Here is a 21,170-nt window from a genome sequence, read left to right as displayed (position 1 = left end):
CGTGTTTATTGTAGTAGAAGGCGGAGAAGGTGCTGGGAAAACTCAGTTTATACAAGCACTTTCTAAGCGTTTAATAGAAGAAGGCAGAGAAATTGTCACTACGAGAGAGCCAGGGGGATGCTCTCTTGGAGACAGTGTTCGAGGCCTTCTTCTGGATCCAGAACAAAAAATATCTCCATATGCAGAATTGTTGTTGTTTTTAGCAGCTCGTGCACAACACATTCAGGAAAAGATCATACCTGCTCTTAAGTCTGGGAAGACGGTTATAAGCGATCGTTTTCACGATTCTACTATTGTATATCAAGGAATTGCTGGAGGCTTAGGGGAGAGTTTTGTTACGAACTTATGTTATCATGTTGTGGGAGATAAGCCGTTCTTGCCAGACATCACATTCTTATTGGATATCCCAGCAAGAGAAGGATTACTACGAAAGGCTCGTCAGAAACATCTGGATAAATTTGAGCAAAAACCACAAATTTTCCACCAGTCTGTCAGAGAAGGATTTCTTGCTTTAGCAGAAAAAGCTCCAGATAGGTACAAGGTTTTAGATGCCCTCTTGCCAACAGAGGCTTCTGTTGACCAAGCTCTCTTACAGATTCGTGCATTGATATAGACAGGGGGAGGTAATGGAGAGTGCTGCTTGGGAGGCTCTTATACAGAGAGTGCGTGATCAGAAGCTTCCTTCTGCTATCATTTTACATGGGCAGGATTTATCCAATTTATCAGCTCGAGCTTATGAATATGCTTCTCTAATTATCAAAGAAACCTTACCCGAAGCTGCTTACAAGTTAGCTAATAAACTGCATCCAGACATGCACGAGTACTCTCCTCAGGGGAAAGGACGTCTTCATACGATTGAGACACCCCGTGCAATTAGAAAGGATATTTGGATTCATCCTTATGAAAGCCCATATAAAATTTATATTATTTATGAGGCCGATAGAATAACACTAGATGCGATCTCAGCTTTTTTGAAGCTTTTAGAGGATCCACCACAGTACGGTATGTTTATACTAGTATCCGCTTTGCCTCAGAGACTGCCTCCTACTATTCGATCTAGATGTGTGTCATTTCGTATTCCTATGGAGGAAAAGACTTTAGTTAGTAAAAAGGATATCGCGTTTTTGATTGGTTTAGCACAGGGTAAGGAGTCTGTGACACGCATAGGCTCTCAAGTAAAAGGAACAGCTGATGAAGATAAACAGGTGCTGCGAGACAAAACCAAGGCTATGCTAACGGTCCTTCTACAACTATTCAGGGATCGGTTTCTTTTAGCAAAAAAGGTGCCAGTGTCATTACTTGCATATCCGGATCTCCTAAACGAAATCAAGACTATGCCAGTCTATCCTTTAGAAGAAGTCTTGTCTATCATCACTCGTGCTGTGCAAGCGTTGGATTCCTATTCTTCTGCACCAAGTTGTCTTGAATGGATTTGCCTGCAACTATGGTCTTTTAAAAATCGACAACAGATGGCTATTCGTAATCGAAGAAGAAGTTAGAACATCTCTAATTTACAATCGGCCGGAATATCCGCTAGATCCGTTTTTCTACAACTATCAGAAGATAGTACCCACTGCACAGGATTTAGAGGAGTTCCTACTCGTTCTATAGGAAAGGTATCCCTACCTAAAGGGTGCACAAGTTTATGGAAAAGATCTTGTTTATTCTCACCTTGAACGTAGGCCACAAGATGCCGCGCTTGTCGAACAATCGGAAATGTTAAAGTCATTCGGCGGGTATGTAATTGGGGGACTTCATTAAAGACTACAAAACGCTCTTTTTCTTCCAGAGCATGTGTTTCTGGAAAGAGAGAAAGCGTGTGACCATCTTCACCAACTCCAAGCATTACCATATCAAAAATAGCATCTGGAACATACTTCTGAATCAACGCTTCATAAGCCTCATCCCCTTTGGGATCTGCGGTATCCATACGAAAGATTTGATCTTCTGGAATGCGCAATCCTTTTAAGATATCCATAGCCTTTAGATAGTTACTTCCAGCTTCTACATCTTCGTTTGCGCGCTCATCTCCCCAAAATACTACAATTTTAGAACAGTCTGAAATAGCCGCGCGCTTCTTCACAATTTCTTGGAAAATTTGCAAAGGAGTTTTTCCTCCAGAAAGAGCGACATAGAATGCACCGCGTTTGTGAATCGCTTTATTTGCTGTAGAGATCCAATCATAACATGCGATTTGTAAAAACTCTTCTTGAGAGTCAGCGATAAGCATTCTATTCGCATCATTTAGGCTAATAAGGGTAGCCATGTATACAACCTCTTGCAAAACAAATTAATAGGGCCGCCAAGCTTTTCCATCTCTAGATAATAGTTCATCAGCTTCTTGAGGACGTAAAGATCCAGCCATATAGTTAGGGAATATAGGGCGTACTTGAGACCATTTTTCTAATAGAGGAGAAAATAGTTCCCAAGATGCTAAGACTTCTTCATTGCTAGTGAATAGCGTTCTGTCCCCAAGGATACAGTCGCACAGTAACCGTTCATAAGCTTCGGGAGTAACAGTATTAAAATAGCTGTCGTAACGGAAGTCCATTTTTACAGGACGTACGAGCTTATTTGTTCCTGGAACCTTGCAGTTAAATTGTAACGCAACACCTTCATCCGGTTGAATACGAATAATAAGTAAATCATTCTCTAACGGACACAAAGGACAATTCTCTGCATTGAATAAATTGTAGCTGGATTTTTTAAAGATCACAGCGATATCTGTTGTTCTTTTAGGAAGACGTTTCCCTGCTTGTAAGTAAAAGGGAACCCCTTTCCAGCGAGGATTGTCGATAAATAATTTTAACGCAACGTAGGTTTCTACTGAAGAATTCGGATCGACATTTTCTTCCTCCCGATAGCCCAGAACTGAAACATCTTGCACAATCCCTTCACCATACTGGCCACGAACAGCATCTTCTTCGCGGATAGGAAGAATTTTCTTTAGAATTTTAATTTTTTCTTTTTTTATTTCTTCGGAAGAAAATTCAGAAGGAGGTTCCATAGTCAGTAGACATAGCAGCTGCGTCAAATGATTCTGTACCATGTCTCGTAGCATGCCCGACTTTTCGAAGAAATTCCCTCGAGATCCTATACCAATTGATTCGCTAACGCTGATTTGCACATGATCTATGTACTGAGAATTCCAGCAAGACTCAAAGAGAGTATTAGCAAAACGAATAGTCAGAATGTTTTGAACCGTTTCTTTTCCTAAATAATGGTCTATTCGATAAACCGACTCTTCATCAATATTGGCATCAATGCATTGTTGAAGCTCTCGAGCTGTTTCTAAATTAACTCCAAAAGGCTTTTCTATAATTAGCCGAGACCAAGGCTGTTGTGCTCCTTGTTCATGATAGAATAGCTGATGCCGATTTAAATTGCGGATGATTTCCTGGAAATAATCTGGTGGTGTTGATAAATAAAAAAGACGATTCCCTTGTGTTCCATATTGTTGATCTAGTTGCTCCAAATAAGCTTTCAGAGCAGAGTAGCCTTCGGCATCAGAAAAATTAGCTTGGTGGTAAAAGATTCTATTTTCCAGACTTTCCCAAACTCGAATATCTATTTCCGATGAGTGAGAGAAATGCTGAACGGCAAGCTTCATTTCTTCGCGAAATTGCTCATGAGACTTAGGTCGCCTAGCAAACCCAACACAAACAAAGTTTTCGGATAGACGTCCTTCCTTTGTTAAATTGTATAAAGCAGGAAAGAGCTTCCTAGAGGTCAAGTCTCCTGTAGCACCAAAAATAACCACGATACAGGGAGGACAGGCTGGTAATGTGGGGCCAAAGTCTTTAATTTCTTCCAAGATACAACCTAGTATAGAGTGTTAATTTTTTAAGAGAGAGCCCACAATACCAAAAAAACGAATATGTGCCTAAAAAGATTTCTCTCTCATAAAACATGGCTTTGCCATGAGGGATCCTAGTATAGTTTTCGAGAATCTAAAAAGCTAGAAAGGATTAAAGTGGCAGCTAGACTATCCGAAGGATTTTTCCGCTGTTTTCGATTAAGCCCACAATCGCTTTTTAACATGCGTTCTGCTTGTGCTGAAGATAGCCGCTCATCCCAAAGAATGACTTCTATAGCAGTCATTTCTTGGATGAGTGCGGCTAGTTCTTGAATTTCTGATTGCACGCTTGAAGCATAAGCTTTTTGCATAGGTAATGGATTCCCGAAAACTACTGTCGTAACAGCACGCTCTTTGATAATAGAGACGAGCGCTTGAGCTGTCAAAGTAAGAGAGGAACGGGCTTCTACATTCCCTATAGGCAAAGGGATCAGAAGAGGGGAACTGGCAAAAGCTAGGCCAATACGTTTTTTCCCATAATCGATCCCTAAAAAAGCTTGTTGTTGCTTAGCGATGTTCATGATTCGCTTTCTCCAAAGAATAGGCTTTAGCAGCGCGAATGAATTCTATAAATAGTGGATGAGGCTTAGCTAATTTTGATAAAAATTCAGGATGAAACTGTACGCCAAGCATCCATCTATGATTGGGGATTTCAACAATTTCGCAAAGCTCTCCTAAAGGACAGACCCCAGCTATTTTTAATCCATGTTCTTCTAAACGTTCTATATAAGAAGGATTTACTTCATATCGATGGCGGTGACGTTCTTGTACAAGATCCGTCTTATAAGCAGCAGAGGCTAAAGATCCGGGAGCAATTCGGCAAGGATAAGCTCCTAATCTCATAGTGCCCCCTTTAACGACAGAATCTTGTCCTTCCATCATGCAGACGACTGGATCTGGAGTCTCTGGATTTATTTCCATAGAATTGGCAAGAGGTTTGTCCAAAACATTTCTTGCATATTCGACTACTAAAGCCTGCATTCCTAAACAGATTCCGAAACAGGGGATATTCCGTTCTCGGCAATAACGAGCTGCTGAGATTTTCCCTTCCCAACTTCTTGTGCCAAAACCTCCAGGAATTAAACATCCATCGCACTGAGACAGTTGTTCTAAAAGATCTTCTGATTCAGGAGCAATAGGAACAAGTTCCAAAGAGCAGTTTGCTGGCACAGACGCATGGAAAAGAGATTCGAATACAGATTTATATGCGTCTTCATGTTCTAGGTATTTTCCAACAAGCCCTATGCGAACATGTTGGCGCTCCTTATCACATAAAGCCTCCACAAGATCTTGCCAATCTGAAAGATCCAAAGGTTTAGGTGAAAAACCAAGTTTATTTAACAAGAAGTCTGAGATATTTTCTTTAGCCAATAACAAGGGCATTTCGTAAATGGAGCGCTCTAAGTCTATCGCGTTAAAAACTGCATGTTCTGGCACATTACAAAACAGGCTGATTTTTCTTTTTACTTCCGTGCTAAGTGGAGCTTCAGAACGGCACAAAATTACATCAGGAGAAATTCCAATGCTGCGCAAGTTCTGTACGGAATGTTGAGTAGGTTTGGTTTTAATTTCTTTTGCAGCTCTTAGATAAGGGACATATGTCATGTGAATGCTAAGGCAATCCTGAGGATGTTCGCAGCGGAATTGTCGTACAGCTTCTAGAAAAGGTAGCGATTCTATATCTCCAATTGTCCCTCCGATTTCCACAATAAGGATATCAGGCTTATGGTGATCTGCGCACGATTGAATGACATTAATAATCTCATTAGTTACGTGAGGGATAACCTGAACTGTACTGCCAAGAAATTCTCCATTACGTTCCTTAGTGAGCACCTTAGTATAAATTTGTCCAGAAGTGGCGGTGGAGTATTTAGACAGTTGTACAGAAGAAAAGCGATGATAATGGCCAAGATCGAGATCAGTTTCTACGCCATCGTCGGTCACGTATACTTCTCCATGCTCATAAGGATTCATGGTCCCTGGATCTACGTTTAAATAGGGGTCCAACTTGAGCATGGCAACTTTCAAGTCTTGTCTCTCTAGTAGAAGAGCTAGAGAGGCTGCGGTAAGTCCTTTACCTAAAGAAGAAACTACGCCTCCAGTCAAAAAGATGCTTTTGAAAGACATAATAAATACTGCTCCACTTTGGTTATATCTTCGGGATAATCAACAGAAGGGCCCGTTGCATTCTGAACGACATGAACGTAGATAGAACGACCTATTTCTAATACTCGTAATTGTTCAAGATCTTCGGCTAAGCTTAACGAGGAAGGAGGAATTTTAACATATTCACTTAGAAAAGCTTTTCTAAAAGCATAAACACCAATATGCAGATAAATAGGTGTTGGGTGTTTAAAGTTGTGAGGAATAGCGCTTCTGCTAAAGTAAAGAGCTTTGCCATTCTTATCGAAAACACACTTCACTTTGTGATCTGTCAATATCGCTTCGGGGTCTGTTGTTTCTGTAACAGATGTGACCATATCTGCAGCAGGATTGTTCTCTAGCGTGCTCACAAGCCCATCTATGACGGTAGGAGATAAACAGGGCTCGTCTCCTTGGATGTTCACAACAATCTCTGCTTGAGGAAAATGTCGAGACACAACCTCTTCTACTCGCTCGGTTCCGTTAGCGCAAGATGTGCTAGTCATGACACAGAGCCCCCCAAATTCAACGACATGGTCAAAAATTCGTTGATCATCTGTTGCCACAACAACGCAATCTAGAGATTGACTGCTTAAGGCATTTTCATAGGATCTTTGAACAAGGGTTTTCCCTAGAATTTTTGCTAGAGGTTTTCCGGGGAAGCGGGAGCTTCCCCATCTAGAGGGGAGAATGCCGACTTTTTTGCTGGTTAAAAACGCAAACACCGCACCCCCATTAATGACGTCCCACCTAAGAAGCAAAACTTCTTATACAGTAGGCCCTTACCAAACATATTCATATGACTAGGGATCTAGTACACAGAACCCGACCATCCTAACAAGGAGATCGTTAACAATCAAGATTATTCACAGAGCTACTAGCTTTCTTAACTTATTGGATAATGTATTTGATTATTTTTCACGAATGAAACGCGGGAGGTGTCGAATATAGGAACGAAGAGAGCCTATGAGAAGGCTTGTAAATATCTAGAAGTGTATGATTTATGATGTTATTTACTATTTTTCTTATAACAAAAAACCTCATGCGAGGTTATCATAAAGTAACGAAAAGCTTTTATATTTTATAATTATTATGCTTTCAAAGTTCTGCAAACTTTCTTTATCTGCTATCCTTTTAATTAATACTTTGGCTCCTTCAGAAACTTTTTCTGAAGAAGGAACCTCAGGGTTTTTAGGGAGGATGAAGTCCTGGATCTTAAAGGACAAGACTATTCTCTCTACCACAGAGGAATCTCAAACCTCTGCTATCGAAAAGGTTTCGGATCTCTTGTCTTGGAAGCGTTATGATTACACACAGGAAAGCGGTTTTGCTATCCAATTTCCTGAGTCTCCCGAACATTCGGAGCAAGTGATAGAAGTCCCTCAATCAGATTTGGCTATTCGTTACGATACCTATGTAGCAGAAACTCCTAGTGATAGCACAGTTTATGTAGTGTCTATTTGGGAATATCCAGAGAAAATTGATATCAGTAGACCGGAATTGAACCTTCAAGAAGGTTTTGCAGGAATGTTATACGCACTTCCTGAATCGCAAGTTCTATATCTTAAAGCAACAGCTCTACAAGGACACAAAGCTTTGGAATTTTGGATCGCATGCGACGATGTGTATTTTCGAGGAATGCTTGTCTCTGTTAATCACACGCTGTACCAAGTTTTCATGGTGTATAAGGGACGTTCCCCAGAAATTTTAGATAAGGAATACAGCACCTTCATTCAATCCTTCAAAGTCACTAAGGTACGAAACTCCAAAAAAATGGACATAAGAAAGCGTGTATCTTTATAGATTTTTTTCTTTCGCACAGAAAAAATCCATTTTTGATAATCTTTTCTTGTGCTTAAAATCGCTCTTGGATTAAGATGGCGCTTTGTTACTGAGAATCTTCGGTAACAGCCGCTCTCAAGGGGACTTAGCTTAGTTGGTAGAGCATCTGATTTGCATTCAGAAGGTCAGGAGTTCGAATCTCCTAGTCTCCATCCCTGCGGTTATAGCTCAGTTGGTTAGAGCGCGACACTGATAATGTCGAGGTCCCAAGTTCAAGTCTTGGTAACCGCAAGTCCAGAAATATTTCTTATTTCGTTCGTGTTTTCCCATGCTAGACGTAAAATCTCTGTATTATTCTCATGCATCTCACTCTATTTTTGAAGATGCATCAGCTAGCTTTGCTTCTGGTCAGATTTCTATGGTTCTGGGGGCTTCTGGAAGTGGTAAGACTACATTATTTAGGATCATAGCAGGTCTTCTCTCTTGTTCTTTAGGAGAAATTCTCTGGAAAGGGCAACCTATACAGCAGGAGCAGATAGCCTACATGCAGCAAAAGGAAGCTTTGTTACCCTGGCGCACCGTTAGAAAAAATATTTTATTGTTAACGGAGTTAGGATCGCGCAAACAGAAAACAACTATTGAAGAAGAATGTTTCTACAATGTTGTGCATTCTTTCGGGCTATCTTCATTGTTAGATCGATTTCCAAATGAATTATCTGGAGGACAGCGTCAACGTGTTGTGTTTGCTATGCAAAGCTTATCTCCAAAGCCTATTTTGCTGTTAGATGAGCCTTTCACGTCTTTGGATCCCATTACGAAAGAAATTTTATACCAAGATGTGAAAAGATTAGCCAAAGAAGAAGGAAAGACGATCATACTAGCTTCGCATGATGTGCAAGATTGTTTAGGAGTTGGGGAAGCCTTTTTCGCGATCAAGAATCAGAAACTCCATTCAATTGCCTTAAATAAAGAACAAGGAATCGCTGGGTTATTGCAGCAAATGAAGGACCACCTAGTTTGACGATACCTCCTTTAAAACTTGTACAGGCAGCACGTCCTCTTTATGATCAGCAATTACACAAGCTTTCAAGAGAGGAAAAGCTCTCTTTACAGGGTGAAATTCGCACTCATGAAGTCAGGAGCGTCCCTCTAGTCTTTTTTGCTATGCTTGCAGCGGTAGGAGCTTTTTTAGCTTTGTGCATAGGTGGTGTACTGTGCTGTATTGACAATGTAGTCTTTCTTTCAGAGATCTTTCTTCCATTCATTCTTCCAGGAATTTTATCGTTACTTCTAATTGCTTTACTGCTTCGTTTGGCATGGAAAGAACAAAAGCTTGCAGCCCAAAAGCAACAGAGAATTGCAGCGAGCTGTTATTTCGAATCCCTAGCTCTTTGTAGAACCTATAAATCGGGTGCACCTTCTGTAAAAGGTCTCGTGAACTTTATTCAAAGCGAGATTCTCCCTTCAGGGTTTTCTAAAAGATTTAAATTTGCTGTATTGACACAAGCAAAACCTTCTTTGTTAACTAAAAAAATCCAGCTTACGAAAACACCTTTTGATGAAACTATAGAAACCGCTTTTTCCCATATTCGAGAAGGGCTCTATCTATCAGAATCGGAACAACGAGATCACGACAAGAAATTAGATAACGAAGCAAATACTTCTCCCAAAGGTTAGACTATAGGCGTCCTATAGATAAAATAATAAAAGCAATACCCGATACTATTATAGACAATAGAGTAGAGGCTTCCAGTGGAAGGTGAAAAATGACTGGAGAAAGAATAATCCCTGCAGCAAACAATAAACTCAACCAACGGAGATGACGCAAGCTTTCTGCGAATGAAAAAATAGATAACACAAGAATAAACCAGCAGGCGCTATTTACAAAGAAGCGGCATGTGTCAGGAATAGATAAGTTTGCATTCAGTTGCACGAAAAAAATAGAGAATATGCAGGCAAAAATAAGATTCAAAGGGAAAGATAATCCCGCAAAAGCCTGCTTACACGCTTGGGAGAATGGTAATACAGAACGCTCTTCCCAGAACAAAGATTCCTTATAGTATTCAGACCCGTAAAAGGCCGTTATGGCTAGCTGTTTTCTATTTGAGTAATTTTGGGAAAGATAATTCCATGTTGCTCGAATTTCATCATAAAAAAATGCTAAAGAAAACACCGGAGCTACTGTCAGACACACACCTTCATAATTTGTCAGAAATAGTTGAGATAAAAGAATAGCTGCTAGAGTTAGCCCTATAGCTATGAATAATAGAATTGCTGTAATGAAAACTACTTTGGGTTGAGTATGCCAGCGACGCTCTCCGCCAGTCAAAGACAACACGATAAGCATGGAGTAAATAACCATCAGTGTAGAGGAAAAGAACAAGGAGCAGGAGGTGTCTGCATCAGCAATATTGAGTGCTGCGGAAGTTAAGTAGCGACTTTGTAACCATCCTACAAAAGCAAAAATAAGAACCGCAGCTCTTTTCCCTCCGGAAGAAGGATTATAATGGCAAGTTTCTGGAATAGTAGGACCAACTTCTAGATCTTCAGGACGATTAGGGAGTAGAAAAATAATAGCTAGTGTAGCAAAACCTAGTAGCGAATCATGAGCAAATACTAAAGGAAGTAGGTCGGAAGAACAAGAAAAGAAAGAAACCCAGAGCCCAATAAAAATGCCTAGTTGCAAAATAACAGGATTATAAAAGGATAAAGCTGATAATAAAATTAAAAGGACGCCGCAAATTTTATCTGATAAAATAACAGAAGAATCCAAATAGTTAAGAATATTAGGAGTAAAAAATAGCCAGAGTCCGAGAAGAGCTGGAAGTATACTTAATTTAAAAAAACGGTAACGGAAATGACGATAAACATTTTCTAAAAAATCCTTCTCCATACACCAAGACTCGTTGAGTTTCTTGACTCATAAGAAGTCTGAGAGAAAAGAAAAAGTTTTTTTTAATAAAGAAGCTTCTTTTATTTCAGCAAGAAAACGGTTTCGTTTTTTTTATTTTTGTCTTATCTCAATCCTTAACGGAAGGATGGATACGAGAACTCCCTTGAGAAAGAAGATCCTTATTATTTCTACGGCACTAGGATTTGTTTTGTGTGTAGGATTAATGATACACACTAAGCGTTCGATTATGCCACCAAAGACGCATATTCCAACCACAGCAAAGTATTTCCCTACGATAGGGGATCCTTATGCACCTATTAATATCACCGTTTTTGAAGAACCATCTTGTTCTGCCTGTGAAGAGTTTTCTTCGGAAGTATTTCCTTTGATTAAAAAACATTTTGTTGACACTGGTGAAGCTTCTCTGACTTTAGTTCCTGTATGTTTTATTCGTGGCTCAATGCCTGCTGCACAAGCATTACTGTGCGTTTACCATCACGATCCGAAGCGTCCAGATCCAGAAGCATATATGGAATATTTCCACAGAATTCTCACATATAAAAAAACGAAAGGATCACACTGGGCAACTCCTGAAGTGCTTGCAAAATTAGCAGAAAAGATCCCTACGCATTCCGGAAGAGAAATTAATCCCAAAGGATTAATACAGTGCATAAATTCTCAAAGATTTACGGAGCAGCTTAAAAAGAACAATATCTATGGATCTCAAATCATGGGTGGGCAACTTGCAACACCTACTGCAGTCGTAGGAGATTATCTTATTGAAGATCCCACTTTTGATGAGATCGAGAGAGTGATTACTCAACTGCGTCATCTACAAGCGATAGAAGAGGAGGTCCGGTGATCAAACACTTACGTTCTTATTGTTTATATCTTGCTTGGCTGTTTTCTTGTATAGGAACGCTTATGAGTGTTTATTACAGCTATATTCTGAATGTAGAGCCATGTCTTCTTTGCTATTACCAAAGAATCTGCTTGTTTCCTTTAGTTGTAATTCTAGGTATTGCCGCATATCGTGAAGATATTTCAATTAAGATATATACGCTTCCATTGGCTCTTGTTGGTTTCGGCATTGCTATTTATCAAGTGTGCTTGCAGGAAATACCTGGGATGACTCTGGATATTTGCGGTAAAGTATCTTGCTCTACGAAGCTATTTCTATTAGGTTTCATCACAATGCCTATGGCTTCAGCTGCAGCCTTTTGCGCTATTGCTTGTCTGCTTGTGTTAGCAACGAAATCAAAATAATACATCTCGTTGCTATCTTGCGACGTCTATCCTTCAGCTAATGAAACTCTTTTTAAATCAATTTCTCCAAGAGAAGAGGTTTGGAGATCAGACACCCGAGGCTGTTTCGCATACACATAATCGAGGTGGTATAGAGGAATAAGAGGACTTTCTTTAAGCAACAACTGCTCTGCCATAAGCTGTAGGTCGCTTGATTCTTGAATCAGAAGTTGAGCAACTATATTTGTGTACTTTTGGTTCTGCCAGTTAATCAATTGAAAGTCTTTATATCTTGTCCCATTACCTAGGACAGACAGGAAAGCACTAGCTTGATGATAGTCTGCAATCCAATTACCAGTTGCTAAGGAGAATTCTCCTCTGGAACGTTTGTCTAAAAAACAATGATATTCTAATCCTAATATAGAAATTTTAAATCCCAGTACATCAAATAATTGTTGGCGAATTTCTTGAACAACGGCTCGTAAGCAAACAGATTCTATAGGATAAATTAATGTAATTTTTTCTAAATCTTCTTGAGATAAAGTCTTTAAAGCTTCGGTCAAGTAGCCTTTTGCTAAAGCAATCCGCTCATCTTGAGACAAAGTAGTAGCAGGTATCTGAGATAATTGTGGGTGAACAAAGCTCGTAGCGCTACAGCCTTTACCTGCTAGTTTTAATAAAGTTTCTCGATTGATTGCTAAAGAGAGGGCTGTTCTCAGCGAGGGATTATTTAAAGGTGTTTGATGAATGTTACAGAATAAAACAGAGCAACTCAATACAGGATAATCAAATAATTTTTCTCTAGGGAGATTTCTTTGTTCTTCTAAAGAAAAGGAGGAGCTCCAGGGTAACCCAACTAAATCGATATGATTTTTTTGGAATAACTGCATAGCTGTATGGATATCAGGAACTATCTGCAAACATACCGAATTTAACAGAACATCGTGCTTGGCATGATACAGAGGGTTTTTGTTGATTAGTAAATATCTTTGCGGCTCATAACATTGAATCGCAAAAGGACCATTAGAAATTATCGGGAAAACGCGTTTGTTACGCTTATCTTTGTAATATTCTCGTAAAGAGGTGTGCACCGGATAAAAAACCGGGTGCGCCAATATCTCTAGAAAATAAGGAAACGGGTTTTCTAAAACAATTTCTAGAGTTTTCGCATTCAAAGCTCTAACACCTAAATCTTCAACAGGGAGAGCTCCTGTTAAAACAGCATGAGAATTTTTAATTAATGCAAGAGAGCGTAACGAAGGGTTATCAATTTCTCGGAAATAAATTTGTTTAATAGACTCTTCAAAATCATATGCTGTTACAACATCTCCGTTGCTCCAGAATGTATTTTTTAGAAAAAAAGTATAAACACAACCATCATCAGATTGATGATATCTTTCTGCCAAAGCTAGCTGGAACGCAGCTTCTTTTTCCCGGACTAACCCTTCATAGAGAGCTTTTACAATAGAAACATCTTTGCTTAAAAAAACCTGACGCGGATCTAAAGACATTGGATCATGACAGATCGCAATCCGCAAAACATCTTTTGGTTCTTCTTTTTTATGATAACAAGATGTTAGCCCAAAAGCTAAACTTACGAAAGCAATGGAAACTGCTAAAAACTTCCTGTGATGCATAGAGTTTCAGCAAACAATCAAATAATGTTGTAGTACTTTCAATAACGTCAATTACCTGGCCAGGGGATTGTACAAAAAACCATAGCAAAAAGCCAAAACTGTTTTTCTGTTACCAATAAAAAAAAGAAAAACCTTAACAATTATTCAACCTCTCTATAGGATACTGGGCATTTTTTTCATAAAGGGGGTGATAAATGCTTATTTTTTTCGATAAATCACAATCAGGTGCGCTACCTGATAGACTAGAACGCGCTGGGAATCTTCTGAGATTTGCTGTAAATAGGGGGATGGCCTCTCAAATAAAAGTAACTTCTGCTCAGTCTGGGCATATTTTCTTTTCTGAGAAGATGATCTCTGTATGCAAACGTATTGCTTGTATTGTTTTATGTATTGTACTTGCTCCATTTTGTTTGTTAGGAGCTTTGATAGGAACCATTGCTTACAAACTATCAAATTCCTATCAGAACGCTCTTTACCTCTTCCGCGAGCATCGAAATATGTGTTCGGAAGTAGAAAAAGCTATGAAAGGGAAAAACAAACAAATTACTCGTTTACAAAGAAACTTTCGAAAAGTTTTAGAAAAAAAACATATTGCAGATGTTGAGAAACAAAAAGAATACCAGGAGATGTGTCGTCAATCAGAAAGTTAGTTTAAAAATAAATTAAAGGATCTAATTACTGCACAAAAAGTAGTAGGGGACACTTAGTAAGAAAACGGTTGATCAGTCCAGACACAATGAAAATTTGTAGGGAAATCTGTGATGCTATACTTAAGAGAGATTTTGCGACTTTCGAAATAGAACGAACATATAAAAATGGGAGTATCGTCTATACTTCTAGACAATGTCCTGGAGTAGAAATCCGAGAAATTGGAGATCAGGCAAAGGCAATTTTACACAACCAAGAAGAATTACGACAAGCTGTAGCAACGTTAGGATTGAAACACTTAATCATTCCTCCGCTATCCATTTATAAACACAGTTTGCTATACAAAAGATTGGTAATTTGAGGGGAGGAGTAGACATCTTATCTCTTATCAGAGAAATCCAAAACAATTTGATCAAGCCATCTTAGACATGCTCCGGCTATTTTGTTTAGGATATTTCCCTCAGTTATTCGAAAAACAAAAAAATCTATTAGAAGATCTTATTTACAATAAACTGTTTGTAGAAAAAACCGTAGTAATGGGTGAGGGAGCATGTGTTGTCAATCTAGCAATAGGGGGGGGGAGACCATTTTACTTTAAAACCTCTACCGAATTTGGTTGAGAAAAATGAATTATCACAACACTTTTGTAAAAACCAGCATGTTTTTCTTGGCAAAAAGACTAGTTCAGTTAAATAAAAATCCTTTCTTACTCAAAAAGTTTTCAGAAACAACGGTTCTTTTTATATTCGAACGACAACTTAAAATATGGGAAGGTTATTCTATAGACGAGAATAATTATATATCTGATTATAACATGGAATTTGGGCGACCTTTATTACAAAAACTAGCAAATCCAGTATGCAAAGCTTTGTTGCAAAAACAGCTCGAAGCCGAGCAAGCAATGACGTTATCCAATCAAGTCACTGTTGGAGATATAGTGCTTATGCGTTCTCCAATTTTCGAAAAATCTGTATTATTAGAAGCTTTAATCAACGAGATTATTTTTCAAGAATCGTTATTTTTGTTTAAGAAACCAGAAAATTGTTCAATGTCCGAAGATGAGTTTCGAGCACGATGCACACGAAATCTTGTTGAAGATCTTTTTGACGGTCTCATGAATCTATGGGTTCAATAAAGCTCATCAAAGGATATGATTCCATGCAAGACTATCAAGAGTGACGGTACTGTCGCATATTCTTTTAGACAAGTTTTGTTCGAAAAGAGAAGCCTCGTAAGGGGCTTTTTATAAAAAAACAAAAGGTCTGATAATATTTATTATGTTGAATTAGGAGAGTTGTTATCTTCTAATCTATACAGACAACTATGAAGCCCAGGCATCGATATCTGGGCTTCATATTCATAAATTATCCAGGAATAACTGTTTGTGCAAGTGCAGTCAGAGTCTCTACCGAAGAATCCATTGTTGTCTGATGAACAAACGCTGTTTTCACAATGAAACCATCTGAATAATTCAGCACATGTGCAGCTTCTTTTTTATCACAAATATCTCTTCTATCTACAATTGGAAGATCAAAATGTTCTCTGACTTTTCGAAATTCTTCTTTGATACCTACTTCAGAATCTCTCGTAGCTTGTATGGGATATAATACAGAAGGCCTCTTGCGTGTTCTTGTATTAAAGACATCCGCTCCGGCGTTGTCCCTGCAGAAATAAGCAAAATAGGATCCAATCCTACAGCTAAAAGATCTTCAAAAGGAGATTTTTCTCCGTGTGATAAAGGTGCTGGAAGATCTATAACGCACACACCATTTATTCCCGCGTCTTTTAGTCTGCGTAGATAATCTAAGTCCCTTTGTAGAAGCGGATTGTAGTAGCTATATAAGATCAATGGGACTTCTTGATTAAAAGCTCGGATACCTTCTACGATCTCTAACAAAGTTTCTGACGTCAGATTTTCTGCTAAAGCCCGATCATGAGATACTTGAATTTCTGGATTATCTGCAACAGGATCAGAAAAAGGAAATCCTAGTTCCAGAATATCGACACCTCCTTGAATCAGAGCTTTTGCCGCCTCAATAGTATAACTAGTACCGCCATCACCAGCGGTTAGATAGCCAATACATGGCTTAGTTTGTTTAAAAACTTGGGTTAATTTACTCATAAATTCCTCTGTTTCTGCGGATGATTTGTGAAAGATCCTTATCACTTCTTCCAGATAAGTTAACGATGACGATTTGTTCCTTTGGTAGAGAAGGAGCAATCGAAACTAAATGTGCGAGAGCATGTGAAGACTCCAATGCAGGAATAATCCCCTCGTTTCTAGTAAGCAGGAAAAAAGCTCGTAACGCCTCTTCATCGGTGGCTAATGTATAAAAGGCTCGTCCTGACTCATGCATTTCGGCATGATCTGGCCCAACTGAAGGATAATCTAATCCAGCGGAAATGGAGTGAGTTTGTAATACTTGTCCATCGTCATCTTGAAGAAGATACGAATAAAATCCGTGGAATACTCCAGGTCGCCCTGTTGCAAAACGTGCTGCATGTTTTCCTGAAGAAATGCCCAGTCCTCCCCCTTCCACTCCAATTAATTGGACTTTTGGATTCGGGATAAAATGATGGAAAAATCCAATAGCGTTGGAGCCACCTCCGATACATGCAATCAGAATATCAGGATCTCTTCCTGCAACTGCATGGATTTGCTCTTTCACTTCAGCGCTTATAACAGACTGAAAAAATCGAACGATATCGGGATAAGGTAAAGGTCCTAAGGCCGATCCTAAGCAATAGTGAGTAAATGAGTGTGTTGTTGCCCAATCTTGTAGAGCTTGATTAACTGCATCTTTGAGTCCACAAGATCCTTTTGTTACAGAAACGACTTCAGCACCTAAAAAGCGCATTTTCTCTACATTTGGTTTCTGTCGTTCCACATCTTTTGCTCCCATGTATACTACACAATCTAATCCTAGATAAGCACATGCTGTTGCTGTTGCTACTCCATGTTGTCCCGCACCTGTTTCAGCTACAACACGTGTTTTCCCAAGATATTTAGCAAGCAAACACTGACCAAGAGCATTATTCAGTTTATGTGCTCCTGTATGCAAAAGATCTTCGCGTTTAAGAAATACTCTAGGGCCATCAATAGCTCAAGCAAAATTCTTAACTTCAGTCAGAGGAGTTTGTCTCCCCGCATAGTTTTTCAAAATACAATCTAGTTCAGATAAAAAACTTTGCTGAGTTTTGAGAATCTCCCATTCCGCTTTTAGATTCTGTATAGGGGCTAATAGTTCTTCGGGAAGGAACGCTCCCCCAAAAGGATGTTTATGTTTGAACATCTTTTCTCCATAAAATTATAGTGTTAAAATCATAGAAAAAACTGGCGACAGAATAATCCTGCGCAAAAAAGACGCTCTTACTTCTATAAGAACATCTCTTAATCAAATAAAAGGCTTCTTAATTAGGCCTATCGCCAAGTAGATAAGCGCCAGCTTTCAAAAGAAAGCCAGGCACGCTGTAAGAGGATGAATTTTTGAATATCTTGGAAGCAATCAGCTTGAAAAGCTGATTTGCATGGCATGCTGCAGCTATACTTATGTACCAAAACTGCTAAAACAGAATATTTGTTCATTAACAACGCATGCATACAAATACTTTTAATCTTATTTGTATTTTACAAAAGAAGATCAGATCTCTTTTTGTAAAAACTCTTTAAATTGAGGATCTAATCCTTTAAGGGCATTAGATCCTCTGGTAATTTGTGCGATACTGACTCCGTATTTCTCTGCTATCTCTCTTTGAGTGAGCTCCCCTTCTAAAAGAGCTCGAATGATATGATAGCGAGAAGCGACATCTTTACGTTCGCTAAAAGACAAAAACAGCGAAAAAAGGTCTTGTAAAAACTTTTCTTTTTGCATTTTAGAGCATAATGTCAGAAAAGCTTGCCAGCCAGACTCCTCTTGATTTTTCATATCGCACCTTTTTGTAATGCTATAATATTACAACATTTCATAAATATATGCTACATTATTTTCTTTTCTTAGAATTCTCCCCTCTAGGAATAAGGATCACGTTCTTATCTGCTCGCAACCTACGCTCTTCTTCCGTCGCTAAATCTAAAACCACATAAATTCGTTTCTGTTGGTAGTCGCTTTCATCCATATCTTTGACCGTTAACACTACGTCTTCAGTAATGTCGCATAGCATATCTCCAGGAGCTTGGTGTGGTTGCACTTTCCCTTCTAATCCGTAAATACTATAGAAGACTTGGAACCCTCCTCGTCTGTTCTGCCGAGCAAAGTATCCTGTTTGCGTTGTAATCAACGACACCTGAATGCTTCGTGCAGGGAGCTGAATGAGAGATCCTCTTCTTATAGACTTTTTCACCCAATGCTCTACCCAAGAACGGAAGCAAATGCAAATTGCAAGAATCCTTCAGGGATTTTCCAGTGAGGCTTCCCAGCTGTATCCAAGGACATACAAGCTTCGAGAAGGTAATTATCATAAGCCTTCGCTCTCTTCGACTCTCCTCTTGCTCTATCCCGAAGATTCCAAAGCATGAATGCAGTGTAAGTATAGAATTTCATTGCTAAGGCTGGATTATACAATACAACTTGATCATTCGTTGGGAATACAACGCTGGATCGTGATGAAACTCTCTCTGGTAATGCTCGTCCTGCTATGTGTCGGAAGAAGTCTAATTCAATGTGTCGAATTTCTGGACCGATAAACATCACTCCAGTTCCTGAAGCTTCTAAGCTCTTCGATGTGCCAGTAGATGCACGCACTCCAGAAATAAAGATATTTTGGAAATCTAACCATCTCGATTTGAACTGAGCTAGTCTTAATAAAAAGGCTTTTTCTGTTGGTCGCATGAGAGCTACACGAGTGATATATAAATCTCCGCTGACTGGATCGATGTAGTAATAACTTTCGGCTTGTGTAGGTTGAGGGAAGCGATACTCTTTCATCAACTTGTCTAAGGACAACAATTTATCCTGCCGAACCTCTTCTTCCTTAGGATCAATTGTATATGTAAGAACAACAGGATTACTGGTAGATGAGCAGGCTCCTGCAATTCATGTGTTTTTGGATCCCGAATCATTTTTACGATATGGGAGGTATCGCCAAATTCTTGAATATATTGTGTTAAATCATAAGAGGTTTCTCCTAAGAAGAATTTCAGGAACTCTTTATATGTAGGATCTATAAGTGAATGAGGTTTTTTAGCTAACAGAGGTTTGGCTTCTTTTTCGAAAGTCCTATCCGTAATATCACTTAAATCATTTACGAATAGATCTTTGAACACTAATTGGATAGCACCAATTCCAGATCCTGTTCGAATATAAAATGGTTTTATAGAAAGATCTCTTCCACGGATGTTCACGAAGTTTTGCGCGTACATCAGTTGTCTATTCAAGGCATCCGTTGCAGTAGTTACATTGTATACTTGGAAACCTTCTAGCTTCAAGGTTGCCTTATGTATACGAATCTGATCGTATTGAGACCAGACATGTAAATCAACCGGTGTACTGTTATAGGTATCTAAAATCGCTGGTTCAAAATAGCTCCGGAACAGAATCGTATCGTTTGTTGCTAGACTTCCTTTGAATGCGAAATATTTAATCGTCCTTGCATGGACGGTGATATCAAATTTCGATAAAAGATGTGGGAACTCATGCCAGTGCCGATGCTCCATAGCACCTTTAATATGCCCAGCATACATGTCTCCATCTACCTTAAGATTGATGCTTCCTCTGTTTTCTACTCCTAAAATATGTTCATCATTTCTTTTGAACTTACGCAGCATGAGAGTCACGGTATTGTTCAAACTCATCATACCAACTAGTCTTTCAGGAATTAATATACTATTACTGAAAAGGGTATGCCATATAGAGGCATTCGCATTCAATGTAGTATAATTCCCCTAATGTTGGAGAGTGATTAGGAATAAGATCGAATCGGGTTCCTCTAGGTAAATAATGCGGATTCCAATTCACTTGTAAAGGAAGGTTGTAACGAGGAGAAGAGATTTCTAAGTCGATAGAAGACCCGTTTACAGTATGATTCGTCATTCTTCCTCGCACAAGAGTAGGAACTAATGAACTCAAATCCACGGTTTTCGGGGTATTCAAATCTTCTGCTAACGTCAGCTCTACTGTAGATAAATTGGCGCTAGGAGATTCAGAAAATATGTACGTATCTCCTACAGATCCATCTATACGTGTAAAGTATCCTGGTTGCGGATGATAAATTAAGGTATTATTACGACGATAGAAATTTACCGTTCCTTCAGGTTGCAAAACAGTAACTTCTGGCGCCAACCACCAACGCAGTTTTTTCAACCATTCAAAAATAGTCTCCACGTAAGTAGGTTCTTCAGGGAAATTTCTTAGCCACATAGTTTGATCTACTGAGCTCACCCCCAAAGTTACAGTTGTATTAGTAACCGGTTCGGAAACGTTGGCCTCTTGAGAAGATTTGCTTAAAGCAAACAGAGTGATCCCATCCGATAATTTTACAGTAAATTTATCTATCCAGCGGTCAAAGAAAGAGCTGTTATCGAAATTGGAAACAAATACCCCTATTGAGTTCGAGCTATTCTTCTGGGTTTCTCTAGGAATAAGCGTTAGATTCGTACCCAAAGATTGCCACGAATAATAGGTTGCCTCCATGAATAGATGGTGCTCTGTAGAATTGTCTGCGAGAATGATATCTGATCTTCCTTGAAGCGTTGGGATATGATACCAGTTCCTTCCTGTCCCTGAAACAATCTTCCATCCTCCAGGGCTCACATAAAAGCGCGTATCCCTATCTCCAACTAATACATCGTATCCTCCAGCAGATCCTGTGATAATACGGAATCCTTTTTGAAGAATTTTTAACGCATCAATCCTAGTTCCATTTGGACGAACTAGAGGAACCTCTTGCATGGCATGGTTAGACAAATTAAAATGCACGCCTAAAGGTTGCGGTATCGCTCGGAAAGAGATCATATTTTGGGCCGAAGGAT

General features: G+C 39.1%; 20 protein-coding genes, 2 tRNA genes and 4 pseudogenes. 13 read left to right on the top strand and 13 right to left on the bottom strand.

Annotated features, from left to right (window positions below):
- Position 1 precedes the first annotated feature (1 nt).
- Together tmk and CTA_RS01005 are read left to right on the top strand one after the other, a co-directional pair.
- Positions 2-613, top strand: coding sequence for a dTMP kinase (tmk, locus tag CTA_RS01010; RefSeq protein ID WP_009871534.1), 612 nt, complete (start codon positions 2-4; stop codon positions 611-613).
- Between the two features lie 13 nt (positions 614-626).
- Positions 627-1,499: a DNA polymerase III subunit delta' gene (locus CTA_RS01005; protein WP_009871533.1), complete on the top strand. Its 873-nt coding sequence runs from the start codon at positions 627-629 to the stop codon at positions 1,497-1,499.
- Here CTA_RS01005 and pgl read toward each other — a convergent pair.
- From pgl to kdsB, 5 genes are all read right to left on the bottom strand, one after another.
- The gene (gene pgl, locus CTA_RS01000) at positions 1,496-2,266 is read right to left on the bottom strand and encodes a 6-phosphogluconolactonase (protein ID WP_009871532.1); all 771 of its coding nucleotides are present in this window, start codon (positions 2,264-2,266) and stop codon (positions 1,496-1,498) included. The two genes, CTA_RS01005 and pgl, sit on opposite strands and share 4 nt — an antisense overlap.
- A gap of 24 nt (positions 2,267-2,290) precedes the next feature.
- On the bottom strand, positions 2,291-3,814 hold the full coding sequence (gene zwf, locus CTA_RS00995; protein ID WP_011324625.1) for a glucose-6-phosphate dehydrogenase: 1,524 nt from the start codon (positions 3,812-3,814) through the stop codon (positions 2,291-2,293).
- Positions 3,815-3,930: 116 nt separating this feature from the next.
- Complete coding sequence (gene ruvX, locus CTA_RS00990; protein ID WP_009871530.1) at positions 3,931-4,377, bottom strand: Holliday junction resolvase RuvX; 447 nt, start codon at positions 4,375-4,377, stop codon at positions 3,931-3,933.
- Positions 4,364-5,983, bottom strand: coding sequence for a CTP synthase (locus CTA_RS00985; RefSeq protein ID WP_011324624.1), 1,620 nt, complete (start codon positions 5,981-5,983; stop codon positions 4,364-4,366). Before CTA_RS00985 ends, ruvX begins: the two co-directional genes overlap by 14 nt.
- Positions 5,959-6,723 carry a 3-deoxy-manno-octulosonate cytidylyltransferase gene (gene kdsB, locus CTA_RS00980; protein ID WP_009871528.1) on the bottom strand — a complete coding sequence of 255 codons (765 nt, stop codon included), beginning with the start codon at positions 6,721-6,723 and terminating at the stop codon, positions 5,959-5,961. The genes CTA_RS00985 and kdsB overlap by 25 nt, the downstream gene beginning before the upstream one ends.
- Before the next feature lie 367 nt (positions 6,724-7,090).
- Here kdsB and CTA_RS00975 point away from each other — a divergent pair, with 367 nt between their 5' ends.
- The 5 genes from CTA_RS00975 (at position 7,091) to CTA_RS00955 (ending at position 9,457) form a co-directional block, all read left to right on the top strand.
- Positions 7,091-7,801 (top strand): hypothetical protein, encoded by a 711-nt coding sequence (locus tag CTA_RS00975; protein WP_009871527.1) that lies wholly within the window; start codon positions 7,091-7,093, stop codon positions 7,799-7,801.
- Between the two features lie 118 nt (positions 7,802-7,919).
- Positions 7,920-7,992 (top strand) — tRNA-Ala (locus CTA_RS00970).
- A 5-nt stretch (positions 7,993-7,997) separates the two neighbouring features.
- Positions 7,998-8,071 (top strand) — tRNA-Ile (locus CTA_RS00965).
- Positions 8,072-8,108: 37 nt separating this feature from the next.
- Positions 8,109-8,801 (top strand): ATP-binding cassette domain-containing protein, encoded by a 693-nt coding sequence (locus CTA_RS00960; RefSeq protein WP_011324623.1) that lies wholly within the window; start codon positions 8,109-8,111, stop codon positions 8,799-8,801.
- A 143-nt stretch (positions 8,802-8,944) separates the two neighbouring features.
- Complete coding sequence (locus CTA_RS00955; RefSeq protein ID WP_009871525.1) at positions 8,945-9,457, top strand: hypothetical protein; 513 nt, start codon at positions 8,945-8,947, stop codon at positions 9,455-9,457.
- Between the two features lies 1 nt (position 9,458).
- Here the strand turns inward: CTA_RS00955 and CTA_RS00950 are convergent, their stop codons facing one another.
- Positions 9,459-10,673, bottom strand: a complete 1,215-nt coding sequence (locus CTA_RS00950) for a membrane protein (RefSeq protein ID WP_011324622.1) — start codon at positions 10,671-10,673, stop codon at positions 9,459-9,461.
- A gap of 145 nt (positions 10,674-10,818) precedes the next feature.
- Between CTA_RS00950 and CTA_RS00945 the strand changes: the two genes are divergently transcribed.
- Positions 10,819-11,535 (top strand): thioredoxin domain-containing protein, encoded by a 717-nt coding sequence (locus CTA_RS00945; protein ID WP_009873617.1) that lies wholly within the window; start codon positions 10,819-10,821, stop codon positions 11,533-11,535.
- Positions 11,532-11,939, top strand: coding sequence for a disulfide bond formation protein B (locus CTA_RS00940; protein ID WP_009871522.1), 408 nt, complete (start codon positions 11,532-11,534; stop codon positions 11,937-11,939). Before CTA_RS00945 ends, CTA_RS00940 begins: the two co-directional genes overlap by 4 nt.
- 26 nt (positions 11,940-11,965) lie before the next feature.
- On the opposite strand, the gene CTA_RS00935 is transcribed toward CTA_RS00940, so the two are convergent.
- A complete protein-coding gene (locus tag CTA_RS00935) occupies positions 11,966-13,555 on the bottom strand; it encodes a peptide ABC transporter substrate-binding protein (RefSeq protein WP_011324621.1) in 1,590 nt (529 codons plus the stop codon).
- 194 nt (positions 13,556-13,749) lie between these two features.
- On the opposite strand from CTA_RS00935, the gene CTA_RS00930 reads away from it, so the two are divergent.
- From CTA_RS00930 to CTA_RS00915, 4 genes and pseudogenes are all read left to right on the top strand, one after another.
- The gene (locus CTA_RS00930; protein WP_009871520.1) at positions 13,750-14,205 is read left to right on the top strand and encodes a hypothetical protein; all 456 of its coding nucleotides are present in this window, start codon (positions 13,750-13,752) and stop codon (positions 14,203-14,205) included.
- A gap of 86 nt (positions 14,206-14,291) precedes the next feature.
- Positions 14,292-14,564: a hypothetical protein gene (locus CTA_RS00925; RefSeq protein ID WP_009871519.1), complete on the top strand. Its 273-nt coding sequence runs from the start codon at positions 14,292-14,294 to the stop codon at positions 14,562-14,564.
- A 67-nt stretch (positions 14,565-14,631) separates the two neighbouring features.
- Positions 14,632-14,823: a hypothetical protein gene (locus CTA_RS00920; protein ID WP_009871518.1), complete on the top strand. Its 192-nt coding sequence runs from the start codon at positions 14,632-14,634 to the stop codon at positions 14,821-14,823.
- A 5-nt stretch (positions 14,824-14,828) separates the two neighbouring features.
- A pseudogene (locus CTA_RS00915) lies at positions 14,829-15,321 on the top strand (hypothetical protein).
- A gap of 246 nt (positions 15,322-15,567) precedes the next feature.
- Here the strand turns inward: CTA_RS00915 and trpA are convergent.
- The 6 genes and pseudogenes from trpA to CTA_RS04950 all read right to left on the bottom strand — a co-directional run bounded on the left by trpA (position 15,568) and on the right by CTA_RS04950 (position 21,153).
- A pseudogene (gene trpA, locus CTA_RS00910) lies at positions 15,568-16,325 on the bottom strand (tryptophan synthase subunit alpha).
- Positions 16,318-17,496: pseudogene (trpB, locus tag CTA_RS00905) on the bottom strand (tryptophan synthase subunit beta). Before trpB ends, trpA begins: the two co-directional pseudogenes overlap by 8 nt.
- A gap of 128 nt (positions 17,497-17,624) precedes the next feature.
- Positions 17,625-17,804 (bottom strand): hypothetical protein, encoded by a 180-nt coding sequence (locus tag CTA_RS00900; protein WP_009871514.1) that lies wholly within the window; start codon positions 17,802-17,804, stop codon positions 17,625-17,627.
- Positions 17,805-17,844: 40 nt separating this feature from the next.
- Positions 17,845-18,129, bottom strand: coding sequence for a trp operon repressor (gene trpR, locus CTA_RS00895; protein WP_009871513.1), 285 nt, complete (start codon positions 18,127-18,129; stop codon positions 17,845-17,847).
- A gap of 55 nt (positions 18,130-18,184) precedes the next feature.
- Positions 18,185-18,544: a cytoadherence factor gene (locus CTA_RS00890; RefSeq protein WP_009871512.1), complete on the bottom strand. Its 360-nt coding sequence runs from the start codon at positions 18,542-18,544 to the stop codon at positions 18,185-18,187.
- Between the two features lie 8 nt (positions 18,545-18,552).
- Positions 18,553-21,153: pseudogene (locus CTA_RS04950) on the bottom strand (DUF3491 domain-containing protein).
- Positions 21,154-21,170 lie beyond the last annotated feature (17 nt).

This window comes from Chlamydia trachomatis A/HAR-13, from assembly GCF_000012125.1.
Lineage (GTDB): Bacteria > Chlamydiota > Chlamydiia > Chlamydiales > Chlamydiaceae > Chlamydia > Chlamydia trachomatis.
This window is presented reverse-complemented; position numbering and strand designations above follow the sequence as displayed.